Source organism: Acidimicrobiia bacterium, assembly GCA_036396535.1.
Lineage (GTDB): Bacteria > Actinomycetota > Acidimicrobiia > Spongiisociales > UBA5794 > DASWKR01.
Genome location: DASWKR010000057.1, coordinates 118,962 through 132,053, shown reverse-complemented (window position 1 = coordinate 132,053; position 13,092 = coordinate 118,962). Strand labels below are relative to the sequence as shown.

At 68.3% G+C, this 13,092-nt stretch carries 8 protein-coding genes and 1 riboswitch; of the genes, 2 read left to right on the top strand and 6 right to left on the bottom strand.

The features are described 5' to 3' along the window. The coding region (locus VGC47_10380) for a hypothetical protein (protein HEX9855712.1) at positions 1-225 on the bottom strand (225 nt) is incomplete at its 3' end. Between the two features lie 116 nt (positions 226-341). Here VGC47_10380 and VGC47_10375 point away from each other — a divergent pair. Beyond that, positions 342-1,541, top strand: a complete 1,200-nt coding sequence (locus VGC47_10375; protein ID HEX9855711.1) for an amidohydrolase family protein — start codon at positions 342-344, stop codon at positions 1,539-1,541. Between the two features lie 44 nt (positions 1,542-1,585). Here VGC47_10375 and VGC47_10370 read toward each other — a convergent pair whose 3' ends face one another. From VGC47_10370 to VGC47_10360, 3 genes are all read right to left on the bottom strand, one after another. After that, positions 1,586-4,804, bottom strand: coding sequence for an ExeM/NucH family extracellular endonuclease (locus VGC47_10370; GenBank protein ID HEX9855710.1), 3,219 nt, complete (start codon positions 4,802-4,804; stop codon positions 1,586-1,588). Between the two features lie 386 nt (positions 4,805-5,190). Next, positions 5,191-6,219 (bottom strand): alpha-ketoacid dehydrogenase subunit beta, encoded by a 1,029-nt coding sequence (locus VGC47_10365; protein HEX9855709.1) that lies wholly within the window; start codon positions 6,217-6,219, stop codon positions 5,191-5,193. Continuing rightward, positions 6,216-7,187: a thiamine pyrophosphate-dependent dehydrogenase E1 component subunit alpha gene (locus tag VGC47_10360; GenBank protein ID HEX9855708.1), complete on the bottom strand. Its 972-nt coding sequence runs from the start codon at positions 7,185-7,187 to the stop codon at positions 6,216-6,218. The genes VGC47_10365 and VGC47_10360 overlap by 4 nt, the downstream gene beginning before the upstream one ends. Before the next feature lie 108 nt (positions 7,188-7,295). Next, a riboswitch (glycine riboswitch) is annotated at positions 7,296-7,388 on the top strand. Positions 7,389-7,531: 143 nt separating this feature from the next. On the opposite strand from VGC47_10360, the gene gcvP reads away from it, so the two are divergent. Then, entirely contained in the window at positions 7,532-10,378 is a 2,847-nt protein-coding gene (gene gcvP / locus VGC47_10355) for an aminomethyl-transferring glycine dehydrogenase (GenBank protein ID HEX9855707.1), read from the top strand. A 179-nt stretch (positions 10,379-10,557) separates the two neighbouring features. Here the strand turns inward: gcvP and VGC47_10350 are convergent, their stop codons facing one another. Together VGC47_10350 and VGC47_10345 are read right to left on the bottom strand one after the other, a co-directional pair. Continuing rightward, positions 10,558-12,063, bottom strand: coding sequence for an amidase family protein (locus VGC47_10350; GenBank protein HEX9855706.1), 1,506 nt, complete (start codon positions 12,061-12,063; stop codon positions 10,558-10,560). 40 nt (positions 12,064-12,103) lie between these two features. Continuing rightward, positions 12,104-12,790 (bottom strand): hypothetical protein, encoded by a 687-nt coding sequence (locus tag VGC47_10345; GenBank protein HEX9855705.1) that lies wholly within the window; start codon positions 12,788-12,790, stop codon positions 12,104-12,106. Positions 12,791-13,092 lie beyond the last annotated feature (302 nt).

Here is a 13,092-nt window from a genome sequence, read left to right as displayed (position 1 = left end):
GTGGAGCCCGACCTTCTGGTTGAAGAACGGTGACGAGTCGTCGACCAACTCCAGATCAGAAGACGTGGCAGACATCCGGCCGTCCTGGGCCTCCTCGGCGTCCCCGCCGGACGCCCCCACCCGACGCTCAACCGTCACCGTTGCCGCGGTCGCCGCTGTGGCGGGTATGAGCACGGCAGCGCCGATCACGGCGGCCACGACCGCCAGGAATCGCTTGGCCCGCACGCCTTCTCTCCTCCCTGCCGCAACGGAGGCTAGCGGAGGGTCCACCGATACCCGTGACCCGCCTCACCGGCGATCGCCGGCGTGCCCGGATAGGGTCGTGCAACCAAGGAGGTTGCATGGCACGAGTTGTGTTGTCCGGAGGTACGGTCGTCGATCCGGTGCTCGGCAGGACAGCGAGTGACGTCGTGGTCGAAGGCGACAGGATCGTCGACGTTGGACGGGGCCTCGATGGCGACGAGTCGATCGACTGCACCGGCAGGTTCCTGCTCCCGGGGCTCTTCGACTGTCACGTCCACCTCGCCTACACGCACATCAACATCTGGCGCCATCTCCACACACCGCTGTCCTACAACTTCTACTTGGCGGTCGGGAACATGGAGCGCACCCTCGAGGCCGGGATCACCACGGTCCGGGATGCAGGCGGCGCCGACCTCGGGATGAAGGAGGCGGTCGACGACGGGCTCGTTGACGGGCCGCGGATGCAGATCTCGATAGCGATGCTCAGCCAGACCGGAGGCCACGGCGACGGCTGGCTGCCTTCGGGGGCGACCGTGCGCCTGGCGACCCCTTACCCCGGCCGGCCGGACGGCCTGGTCGACGGGCCGGACGAGATGCGGCGCAAGGTTCGGGAGCTCGTGCGGGCAGGTGCCGACGTCATCAAGGTGGCGACTTCCGGTGGCGTGCTGTCTCCGAGAGACGAGCCCACCCATGCGCACTTCCGTCCCGACGAGCTCGACGTCCTCGTCACAGAGGCCACGGCCGCAGGGGTGTGGGTGATGGCGCACGCCCAGGCGGCGACCGGCATCAAGAACGCCATCAGGGCGGGCATCCGGTCGATCGAGCACGGGATCTACCTCGACGACGAGGCGATCGAGCTCATGCTGGAGCGGGGGACGTACCTCGTGCCGACGCTCGTGGCGCCGACGGGGGTCGAGAAGGCGGTCGCAGCCGGAGCCCAGATCTCCGATGCGGCGATCCGTAAGGCCCGTGAGGTGCTCGACGTCCACCGCGACTCGTTCCGCCGGGCCGTGGCGGCAGGCGTCAAGGTCGCCATGGGTACCGATTCGGCGGTGACCCCCCACGGAGAGAACCTCGAAGAGCTCGAGCTGATGGTGGCAGGAGGGATGACGAGCGATCAGGCCCTCGCCGCGGCGACGATCGAGGCGGCAAGGCTGATGGGCCTCGAGGCGCAGCTCGGCTCGCTCGAGCCGGGCAAGCTGGCGGACGTCGTCGTGGCGACAGCAGACCCGGCAGACGTGGTTGCACTCCGGGGCGGCATCGAACAGGTCTGGAAGGCTGGTGGGCGGGTCGTCTGATCGGTGGGCGTCCCGCTCCTGAGGGGAGCGGGACGCCCAGATGCTCACAGGAAGAAGAACAGCGGCACCACGAAGACCTCGGCCGACGCCTCGGTGGCGTTTCCGCAGGAGTCGGTCACCCGGTAGGTGATGGTGTACGTCCTGCCATCGCCGAACAGGTGTCGCTCTGCTCGCAGCTTGAAGTGGAAGTCGTCGATGATGACGATGTCGTTCTTCGTTCTCCCGTCGAACGGGCCCGGGGCGTCGTCCGGCTCGTCAGAGGTCACCGACACCAACTCGATCGTGGCGTCCGGGTCGGCGTCCTCGACGAACACCTCGGTCGACACGTTCCGGTATCGATGGTTGGGGATCAGGATGAACCGTCGGCTCGCCTCGACGTCGACGACCGGCGCCGTCGTCTCGCAGATCCCGACGACGATGGGATCGTGATCCGACGACCGGAACTCGTCCGGTTGGAACAGCGCCGGCTGGTTGAAGTTGTTGTAGTCGAGCGCAGTCGGCTCATCGGCGTTGATGTGCCAGTGACCGATGCCGCGCACCCGGGCGATCAGCTCGCTGCTGGCGAGCGAGTGGTCCAGGTACCCGGACTCGGCGTTGAAGTTGAACGAGTATGCCCCGTCCTCCCAGCCGCCGGTGCCCTCCAAGCTGGCGATCAGGTCGGTGTACCCGGCCGCCTTGACGGCCGTGATCGGATCCTCCATCGCATACGAGTTGAGGTCCCCGATGATGATCGCCTGGCCGTTGCCGCTCCCCGTCGGGTCGGTCGCCAGCCAGTCGACGAGTGCCTCGGCGGCGGCCAGCCGTGTCAGATTGCAGTTGCCCTGCCCGTCTCCCACGTCGGGGTCGCCCACGTCGTTGCAGTTCGAGCCCTTCGACTTCAGGTGGTTGATCGCCACCGTGACGAGGTCGTCGGTCCCGTTCTCCTGGAAGGTCTGTGCGAGCACCGGCCGGTTGAGGGTGTCGACGAACCGCGGATCGACGCTCGAGTCGAGGATGGCGAAGGCCCCGACCGGTGTCACGTTCGCCGGCTTGTAGATCAACGCCTGCCGAATGGCATCCGTGCCGATCGCCCCGGTGGCGACGTAGTCGTACGTGCCCGCCCCGGCGACGTCGTTCACGCCGGCAACCAGGTCGGCGATCGGAGCGTCGTCCGGGGCGTTCTCGATCTCGATCAAGCCGACCACGTCGGCATCCAGCTCGGCCAGCGCGGCGACGATCTTGGCCCGCTGCCTCGCCAGCTCGTCTGCGGTGTCTGCCCCTCGGCAGTCCTGGTTCAGTGCCGGCCCGCATATCGGCCCGGCATTGTCGATCGTGATGAAGTAGTTCAACACGTTGAACGCCGCGATCGTCATCGATCCCTCGACGACGGGAGCGCCCAGCGGCCGCTCGTTCTCACGGGTGAACTCGATGGCGCCGACGGGCAGCACCTCATAGACCCCGAAGCTGAAGCTCAAGACCCCTGTGAGGTCGGGGATCGAGTCCCCGATGCGCAGCGTCCCGTCCGGCCCGAAGTACGGGGGCAGGGGCAGCGGGTTCTGCGCGGTGCTCCCGTCGTCGAGCTGGATCCTGCTCCTGGCGTTGAGGTCGGCCAGGGCCATCGCCGGTGGGCCGGGCGCCACGACGTTCGTCGGCGTGTCAAGCGGTCCGCCGACCGCCAGGTCGACCTCGCCGAAGCGACCGGCCGTGAAGCTGCCGGACACGAACAGATCCTGGTCGATCGTGATCAGCATGCCCTCGGTCGCTTCCCAGTCGGTGATCGCCGAGACCGGCAAGGTCACGGCGGTCGAGGTCGGCTGGGCGTTCCCCGACGAGCACACGGCCAGGTTGATCACGGTCCCGATCTCGGTGAGCCCATTGAACTCGGTCACGGTCCCCTGGACGCGCACCACGTCACCGGGGGCGACGTCGTTCGCGCCGGGAGCGAACACGAAGATGCCCTCCGAGGTCTGCGGGTCGGCGTCTACGTCCGCATCCTCCTCTTGGACGTAGAAGCCGTTCAGCCCGCCCACCTGGTAGTCGCCGGTGACGACGCCTTCGGCGACGTGGATCTCGCCGGCGAGGGGGCTGGCGTTCCCGGATCCCTGGATCGTGTGGATGAGCGTGGCGGCATCCCCGCACGCGCCGAAGTCGCCTGCGGGATCGTCGACGCAGTCGTTCTCGGCGCCGGGGGTGATGGCCCGGTTGGAGGCGAAGTCGACGTTGTTCTGGTCGGTGTCGACCCCGTCTGCACAACGGGAGATTCCCTGCCCGGCGGCACCGTCGTCGATGACTCCGACTCCCGAGCCCTCGGTGTACGGGGCGACGGTATCGCCCTCGTACGAGACGGTGTCGACGACCGCGCCTCCCGAAGTGATCGCCACGGCGTCGGGGGCGCCGTTCTGGATGAAGTTCGTCTCCGGGCCGTCAACGAGGTCGCAGTTGAGGACGGTGGTGGCGTTGGCGCACACGACGTGATAGTCACCTGCCGCCAGCATGCCGGCGAGCGGGATCGTGTCGTAGATCGCTCCACCCGAGCCATTGACGAAGACGAGCGAGAACCCACTCAGGTCGATGGTCTCCGCCGAGACGTTCTTGATCTCGACGAACTCGGCGCTGTCGGTGCTCGGCTGGTCGTAGTCGACCTCGTTCACGACGAGGCCGGATGCCGGGGGTGGCTCGTCGACGCAGTCGTTCTCGGCGCCGGGGGTGATGGCCCGGTTGGAGGCGAAGTCGACGTTGTTCTGGTCGGTGTCGACCCCGTCGGCACAACGGGAGATTCCCTGCCCGGCGGCACCGTCGTCGATGACTCCGACTCCCGAGCCCTCGGTGTACGGGGCGACGGTATCGCCCTCGTACGAGACGGCGTCGACGACCGCGCCTCCCGAGACGATCGCCACGGCGTCGGGGGCGCCGTTCTGGATGAAGTTCGTCGCCGGGTCGTCAACGAGGTCGCAGTTGAGGACGGTGGTGGCGTTGGCGCACACGACGTGATAGTCGCCTGCCGCCAGCATGCCGGTGAGCGGGATCGTGTCGTAGATCGCTCCACCCGAGCCATTGACGAAGACGAGCGAGAACCCACTCAGGTCGATGGTCTCCGCCGAGACGTTCTTGATCTCGACGAACTCGGCGCTGTCCGTGCTCGGCTGGTCGTAATCGACCTCGTTGATCACGAGGCTCGTCGACTCGGCGCGGGCTGTCGCGGGTAGCAGCGGCAGCGCCGCCGTGAGCATGGCGAGCACCATGACCCAGCGCAGCCTTCTCTGTCGACTCGAGATGACGTCCACGGTTCCCCTTCCTCCGGTCGCGTACGCCCACCCTACGCATTCGAGTTGAACGCTGCGTGACGTCGAGGGAACAGGAGCGGGAACTCGGACAACGCCTCCCGAGGGTCACGTCTCGTGACGGCCGGTATCGGGTAGTGGCTCGGCGAGCTGCCGGAAGGAGCGCCAATGGAGTGCGGACACGCCATGTGCACATGCCGAGTCGAGAGCCACGACCCATACTGCGGGCCGTCGTGCCGCCAGGACATCACGGACGGCGATCGGTGCGTCTGCGGCCACGCCGACTGCTCGTCGTCTACGGGCCAAGGCTGACGATCGGCCGAGAGTCTCGGCTCGGCCCGGCGCGCCGCCTCCCGGCCCGCGGGAGCGGATCAGCCATGTCGGCGCCGTCAGTACCGTGCCAGTTGGAGCAAGGCGGCGGTGATCTTCGTCTTGTCGGGCCGGTACGCCTGCTCGAGCGGCGGGCTGAACGGCACGGGCACGTCGAGGCCGCCGAGCCTTCGAACCGGAGCGTCGAGGTGCTCGAACGCCCGGTCGGCCACCACGGCCGCGATCTCGGCTCCGACGCCTGCGAGGCGGTTGGCGGCGTGCGCCACGAGCACCCTGCCCGTCTTGGCGGCGCTGGCGAGAACGGTGTCGATGTCGAGCGGCTTCAACGACCGCAGGTCGATCACCTCGACGTCGATCCCCTGTGGCGCCACCTCGTCCGCCGCAGCCAGACACTCCCGCAGCATGGCTGCGTAGGAGACCAGCGTGACGTCCGTCCCGGGACGCGAGACGGCAGCCACGCCGATCGGCACGATGTGCTCGCCCTCGGGCACCGGGCCGCGCATCGACCGGTACAGAGGCTTCGACTCGAAGTAGATGACCGGGTTGTCGTCCCTGATGGCGGCCACGAGTAGGCCCTTGGCGTCGGCCGGCGTGCCGGGAGCCACCACCTTGAGCCCGGGGGTGTGCACGAACCACGCCTCCGGGTTCTGGCTGTGGAAGGGGCCGGACGAGATCCCCCCGTCGCTCGGGGCGCGGATGACCCAGGGAACCGGCGCCCCCCAGCGGTAGTGGTTCGTCGCCGCGAACTGGACGATGGCGTCGAAGCCCGTCGATATGAAGTCGGCGAACTGCACTTCGACGACGGGGCGCAGACCCATGAGTGCCATCCCGGTGGCGGCGGCGATGAAGGCGTGTTCGGTCATCGGCGTGTTGACGACTCGTCGGTCGCCGAACTGCTCCGCCAGGCCCTTCGTGACCTTGAAGGCACCGCCGAAGTCGCCGCCGACGTCCTCGCCGAGCACGAGCACGGCGGGATCGCGCGCCATCTCCTCGCGAAGCCCCTCGCTGATGGCGGCGATGTATGTGAGCTCCCGGCCGGCGGCTTCCTCGTCGGCGTCTGCGAAGCCGAAGTTCGATCCGGTCGTCATCCGGCGTAAACGCCATCGGCGACCGTCGCCGGGTCCGGCCAGTCGGACTCCTCGGCGAAGCGCACGGCGTCAGAGACGATCACGGCGCATCCTTCGTCGATGCCTTCCAGCGCCTCCTCCGCCACTCCCCGCTCGACGAGTCGGCTGCGGTACGTGACCACCGGATCGCGGCTCTCCCACTCTGCGAGGAGCTCGCGGGGCACGTACTCGGCGCCGTCGTGGATGGCGTGGCCGAGCATCCTCATCGTCTTGCACTCGATGAGAGACGGGCCACCACCCGACCGAGCGTTGCCGACCGCCTCGGCAGTCGCGGCGAACACGGCCTCGACGTCGTTGCCGTCGACGATCATCGACGGTACGCCGTGGGCCGGTCCGCGCGCCGCGATGTCCTCCACGGCCATCTGCTGGTGGAGCGGGGTGGAGTATGCGTACTGGTTGTTCTCGACGATCGTCACGAGGGGCGCCCGCTGTACCGCAACGAGGTTGAGTGTCTCGTGGAAGAGGCCGGTGCTCGATGAGCCGTCCCCCACGAACGTGAGGGCCACACGCGGCTCGTCTCGGTAGAGGAATGCCATCGCCGCCCCGGCGGCCGTAGCCATCGATTGGGGGAGGTGAGACACGAAACCGATGAGGTTGAGATCGAGGTCGCCGAGGCCGTGGAGGTTGGCGTCGCGACCCGCCGTGACGCCGGTCGCCCTCCCGAGGAGGTTGGCCATGATCCTGCGCGGATGGAGCCCGCGCAGCAGGTAGCAGGCGAGGTCACGGTGCATGGGGGCCACGACGTCGTCGTTCTCCATCGCGTAGCCGGCCCCGACGGCGATCGCCTCATGGCCTCTGCCGCTGAAGGTCCCTCCGACACCCCGCCCCTGCTTCCACATCGCCACCATCTGGTCGTCGAAGGTGCGGGCGAGCCGCATCCAGTGGTAGACGTCGATCTGCTGCTCCGTCGTGAGAGCTGCGCCGGCCATCACCCTCCCTCGAGCGGGACTCTACCCGGGAGGGGAAACGGCCCTCCCTGGCACGGCGACACGATCGCCCGTGCGTGGGTCATCAGGCGTTAGCCTCCTGATCGCTGCTGACGGCCGGCGGGAGAGCCCGGGTCGTACGGCTCGGCGCCGAAGGAGCAACCGCCCCGGGAAACTCTCAGGCACCCGTACCGCCGGCACGAGGCGACTCTGGAGAGCGGGTGGCTCGACCACCCCACCGACGGTGAAAGCCCACGGCCCAGGCCTGGGTGAATCTCTCAGGTAGCGGCGACAGAGCGGGGCACTGCACAACGCCGTGCCGGCGCTACCCGAACGGGGGTCGCATGATGAGAGAACCTCGCACCGACTTCGTCTCGAGGCACGTCGGGCCCGGGGACGCCGACGTCGCATCGATGCTCTCTGCTCTCGGAGTCGAGTCGCTCGACGGACTGCTCGACGCGGCCGTGCCCAGGTCGATACGCAGCTCTTCCCTGCCGGACATCCCAGGTCCGATGACGGAGCCCGAAGTCCTCGAGAGGTTGCGGCGCATCGCCGCCAAGAACCAGGTCTACACGTCGCTCATCGGCCTCGGCTACCACGACACGCACACCCCGGCCGTGGTGCTCCGCAACGTGTTGGAGAACCCCGGCTGGTACACCGCATACACTCCGTATCAGCCGGAGATCTCCCAAGGCAGGCTCGAGGCTCTGCTCGTCTTCCAGACCGTCGTCATCGATCTCACGGGCTTGGAGGTCGCCAACGCCTCGCTCCTCGACGAGCCGACGGCGGCGGCTGAAGCGATGGCGATGAGCAAGCGGCTGGCGACGATCGAGAGCGACGTGTTCTTCGTCGACGCCGAGTGCCATCCGCAGACCGTCGAAGTGCTCAGGACGCGGGCGGAGCCGATCGGCATCGAGGTCGTCGTCGGCGATCCGCATCGCGATCTCATGGCGGCCTCCCCGTACGGCGTCCTCCTGCAATACCCGGGCGGGTCCGGGCTGGTTCGCGATGACCGCGAGCTGATCGAGGGGCTGAGAGGCCGCGGCGTGTTCGTGTGCGTGGCCGCCGACCTGCTGGCGCTCACGCTGCTCACGCCGCCCGGAGAGATGGGAGCGGACATCGTGGTCGGGACGACGCAGCGTTTCGGCGTCCCGCTCATGTTCGGAGGTCCGCACGCCGCCTACATGGCGACCCGTGATGAGTACAAGCGGTCGATGCCCGGCCGCATCGTGGGGGTGTCGAAGGACGCCAACGGCCGCATGGCTCTGCGTCTGGCGCTCGCCACGCGCGAGCAACACATTCGCCGTGAGAAGGCGACCAGCAACATCTGCACGGCGCAGGTGCTGCTCGCCGTGATGGCTGCGATGTACGCCGTCTACCACGGCCCGGAGGGTCTGCGAGCGATCGCAGACCGCATCCACCATCTCACCTCGCTGCTCGTCGCCGGTCTGCGGTCGGCGGGGCTCGATCGGGTCAACCAGACATGGTTCGACTCGGTGACCGTCGCGGTGCCCGGGCGCGCCGAGGAGGTCGTCGCCGCCGCGGAGGACAGGCGGATCAACCTGCGGCTCGTCGACCAGGATCACGTCGGCATCGCGCTCGACGAGACGTCGACGCTCGAGATCGTCGACGCCGTTCTCGAATCGTTTCTGGTCGATCGGCGCGTCGCCGACCTGGTACCGGCGCCGGGTGGGCTTCCGACGGCACTGCTGAGGACGTCCGGCTACTTGGAGCACGCAGTGTTCCACCGGCACCGCTCGGAGACCGAGATGCTGCGCTACCTACGGAGGCTCCAGGACAAGGACGTCGCCCTCGACAGGTCGATGATCCCGCTCGGCTCCTGCACGATGAAGCTGAACGCCGCCGTCGAGATGATCCCGGTGACGTGGCGGGAGTTCGCCGGCATCCACCCGTACGCCCCGCTCGACCAGGCGGAGGGGTACCTCGAGCTGTTCCAGGAGCTGGAGCGGTGGCTGGCTCGGCTCACGGGCTACGACGCCGTCTCCCTGCAGCCGAACGCCGGATCCCAGGGGGAGTTCGCAGGGCTGCTGGCGATTCGCGGCTACCACCAGAGTCGCCGAGAGGGCTCTCGCGACGTGTGCCTCATCCCGGCCTCGGCGCACGGGACGAACCCGGCCTCCGCTGCGATGGCAGGACTCCGGGTCGTGGTCGTCGACACGGACGAGCACGGCAACGTCGACGTCGCCGATCTGCGGGCCAAGGCCGAGGAGCACGCGCCGCGGCTGGCCGCCCTGATGATCACATACCCGTCGACGCACGGGGTGTTCGAGGAGGCCGTGCGAGAGATCTGCGACATCGTCCATGACAACGGCGGCCAGGTCTACATCGACGGAGCCAACCTGAACGCCCTCCTCGGGGTTGCCCGACTCGGTGACATCGGGGGTGACGTGTCGCATATGAACCTCCACAAGACGTTCACGATCCCGCACGGTGGGGGAGGCCCGGGCGTCGGCCCGATCGGTGTCAAGGCACACCTCGAAGCCTTCCTGCCGGGTCATCCGCTGGTGCCAGACCAGGCGGGTTCGGCAGACGGCGTCGGCGCCGTCGCAGGTGCTCCCTGGGGATCGGCGGGGATCCTGCCGATCTCGTACGCATACATCGCGCTCATGGGGGCAGCGGGACTGCGGACGGCGACCGAGGTGGCGATCCTCAACGCCAACTACGTCGCCAAGCGTCTCGAGGGGGCGTACCGGGTCCTCTACACCGGACCCGCAGGTCTCGTCGCCCACGAATGCATCGTCGACCTGCGCGACGTCAAGGCGAAGGCCGGAGTCACGGTGGACGACTTCGCCAAGCGGCTCATCGACTACGGGTTCCACGCTCCGACGATGTCGTTCCCGGTCGCGGGAACCCTCATGATCGAACCGACCGAGTCGGAGAGCAAGGACGAGCTGGACCGGTTCTGCGACGCCATGCTCTCGATCATGGCGGAGGTGGAGACGATCGCCTCCGGCGCCGTCGCGGTCGAGTCGTCCCCTTTGCGCAATGCCCCCCACCCGGCGGAGGATGTCGTCTCCGATTCGTGGGATCGGCCGTACTCCCGTGAGAGCGCCGCCTATCCCGTCGACTCGCTGCGCGGCGACAAGTACTGGCCGCCGGTCGGCCGGATCGACGCCCAGTACGGCGACCGCAACGTCGTGTGTGCCTGCCCGCCGGTCGACGCCTATCGCTGACGCCTCTTCGTTGCCCCGCTCGTAGTTGGCGGTCGGCTTGGCCATGAGAAGCTGTGAGTCGCCGGTCGGGAACCTTGCCGGGAACCTCGTGGCCGCTCGACCTCGCTACGTCGCCACCACGGTTCGGTGCCTCGAGATGACCACCTCTCCTGATGCCCTGGCCCCGGAGCCGAGGTCTCTCATGTGGCGTCGATCGACGACGGCGGTCGCCTGTTCCACCACGGCCGGGCGCGCTCGAGCTGACCGGCGAGGCCGAGGAGGGTTGCCTCGGCGCCCGGCTCGCCGAGGAAGTGGGAGCCGACCGGGAGTCCGTTGCCGGTCCAGTGGAGCGGAACGCTCATCGCCGGTCTCCCCGAGAAGTTGGCGATCGGCGTGAACGGGACGTAGCGCTCCACCTGTTCACGGATGACCTCCCACTCGACGGACTGGTCGATCTCGCCGATCCTCACAGGCGCCGACCCGAGCGTCGGTGTCAGCCAGACGTCGCAGCTCTCGAAGAAGCGGGCCAGCTCGTACGACGTGGCCTGGAGGTATGCGTCGGTGAGGAGGTAGTGGCCCTGGCTGAGCCGGCGCGACCTGTCGACCAGCATCCGCGTGAACGGCTCGAAGGCGGGCATGCCAGTCTTGCGCTCGTCGAGCCTGGCGAGCACCCGGAGCGTCCTGTGGTCGCCGAGCACCCTCTTCATGGCGCGGCCGATCCTCCTCCTCCCGACCTCGGCGAGGATCAGCTCGAAGGCGTTGGCGGCCAGCGCCGCCCACAGCTCGAGGAAGGCGTCTGCTAGGGCGTCGGCGTCGAGAACGGGGCGCCCTTCGATCACCTCATGTCCGAGCTCGTCGAGCAGGGTCGCCGTCGACTCGACGGCGGCGATGCAGTCGTCGTCGAGTCTCTCGCCCCGCAGGTCGTGGAGGCTGTACGCCACCCGAAGCCGGGCAGGGTCACGAGCAACTGCTTCGGCGAACGGGCGGTCGGGCGGCGCGACGAAGTAACGGTCCCCGGGGACGGCGCCGTGCGTCGCGTCGAGCATCGTTGCCGTGTCGCGGACGGATCTGCTCACGCAGAGGTCCGTCGAGACGATGTCCGCCGCGGACGCCGGGAACCGAGGCATCCTGCCTCTGCTCGGCTTCAGACCGAAGATCCCGCACGCAGAAGCGGGGATCCTGATCGACCCTCCCCCGTCGCTGGCGTGGGCCATCGGGACGACCCCCGCCACGACCGCCGCCGCCGAACCCCCACTCGAGCCGCCCGGCGAGTGGTCGAGGCTCCACGGGTTCTTCGTCGAGCCGAACAGCGTCGGCTCCGTCGTCGGCAGCAGGCCGAACTCCGGTGTGCTCGTGCGCCCGAGCGAGATCAAACCCGTCGCAAGCATGCGCGAGACCATGGTTGCGCTCGTCTCCGCCGTGAAGTTGCGGAAGAACACGGACCCGAACGTCGTCACCTTGCCCTCTTCGACCGTGAGGTCCTTCACCAAGAAGGGGACTCCCCGGAAAGGCCCGTCCGGCAGATCCGCTCGGGCGGCGCGCCGCGCCCTCTCGAAATCTGTCGCGATGACGGCGTTGATGCGAGGATTGACGGCCTCGCAGGCCTCGATCGCCAGGTCGAGCAGCTCGCGCGGCGCCACCTCACCCGCTGCGACGAGCGATGCAAGGCCGACGGCGTCGTGATCGGCGTACTCGGACAGCCTCATGGGACGTCGCCGCCTCGTACCTCGCCGCGAAGTACGAGGGTCACGTCGAGCGGGCGACGAGACCCTCGTACGTCGCGGCGACGTACGAGGCGAGGAACTCGTCCTGCTGCTCGGGCGTTCCTCCGCCGGCGACCGCCTTGGCGGCCTCCTCCAGCCTCGAGAATCGCCGCAGCGAGGATGGAAGGTACTCGGCTGCGGTGCGCCAGGCACCCTGGTTCCGCTCCTCGTCCCACTTGAGGTACAGCCGCCACGCCAGCAGCACTGTGATCGGCTCGAGGCGCTTGGTGATCACGGTGGTCGGCAGGCTCGAGAGCAGGTCGAGGCCGAGGCGGGTGCCGTTGTCCTTCATCAACTCGAGGAAGAACGGAGCATCGACCGCCGGCGTGTATCCGGCGAAGGCTGCGATGGCCTCCCAGGACTGCTCGATGGCATAGTCCGGTGACACCGTCACGTACACCAGGTCGCCGATCGGGACGAGGTCGAGCGTGGTGTCGAACGGCTCGGCGCCGTCTTCGTGCCATCGCAACGTGATGATGGGCATCCTCGGGGCGGCTGCGCCGATCATCTCGTACGCCGTGTCCTCGTCGAGGTCGTCGGGATACACGTCGGCGGCCACGCCACCGAGGTCGACGGGGACGGGGGGGGTCAGGACGCGCGTTTCGTCGAACTCGGCGAACACGTCGACGAAATCGGGTTCGAGCTCTGCGGCGAGAAGGGTGAGATCCATTGCCTCGAGTCGGGGCGGCAACCGAGTATATCGGGCGACCGCATGGTCCCCCCGACGGAGTGACTAGTCCGCGCGCCGGCGTGCTCAGATTGAGCAAGAGCGACCGGCAAGGGGGGTAGACCGGTCGCTCTCGCTCGCACAGCCACCTCGAGCAGCGCGCTCTTCGATGGCCGACCTAGGAGGTGGAGAAGGCGGGAAAGCTCCTGCACGACGAATCCGGACGCCTCGATGCGCCGACCGACGACGCGTCCCGTCGCGCAGGGCGTCGTGTTTCCCACCTCCGAACACCATTCCCGGACAGG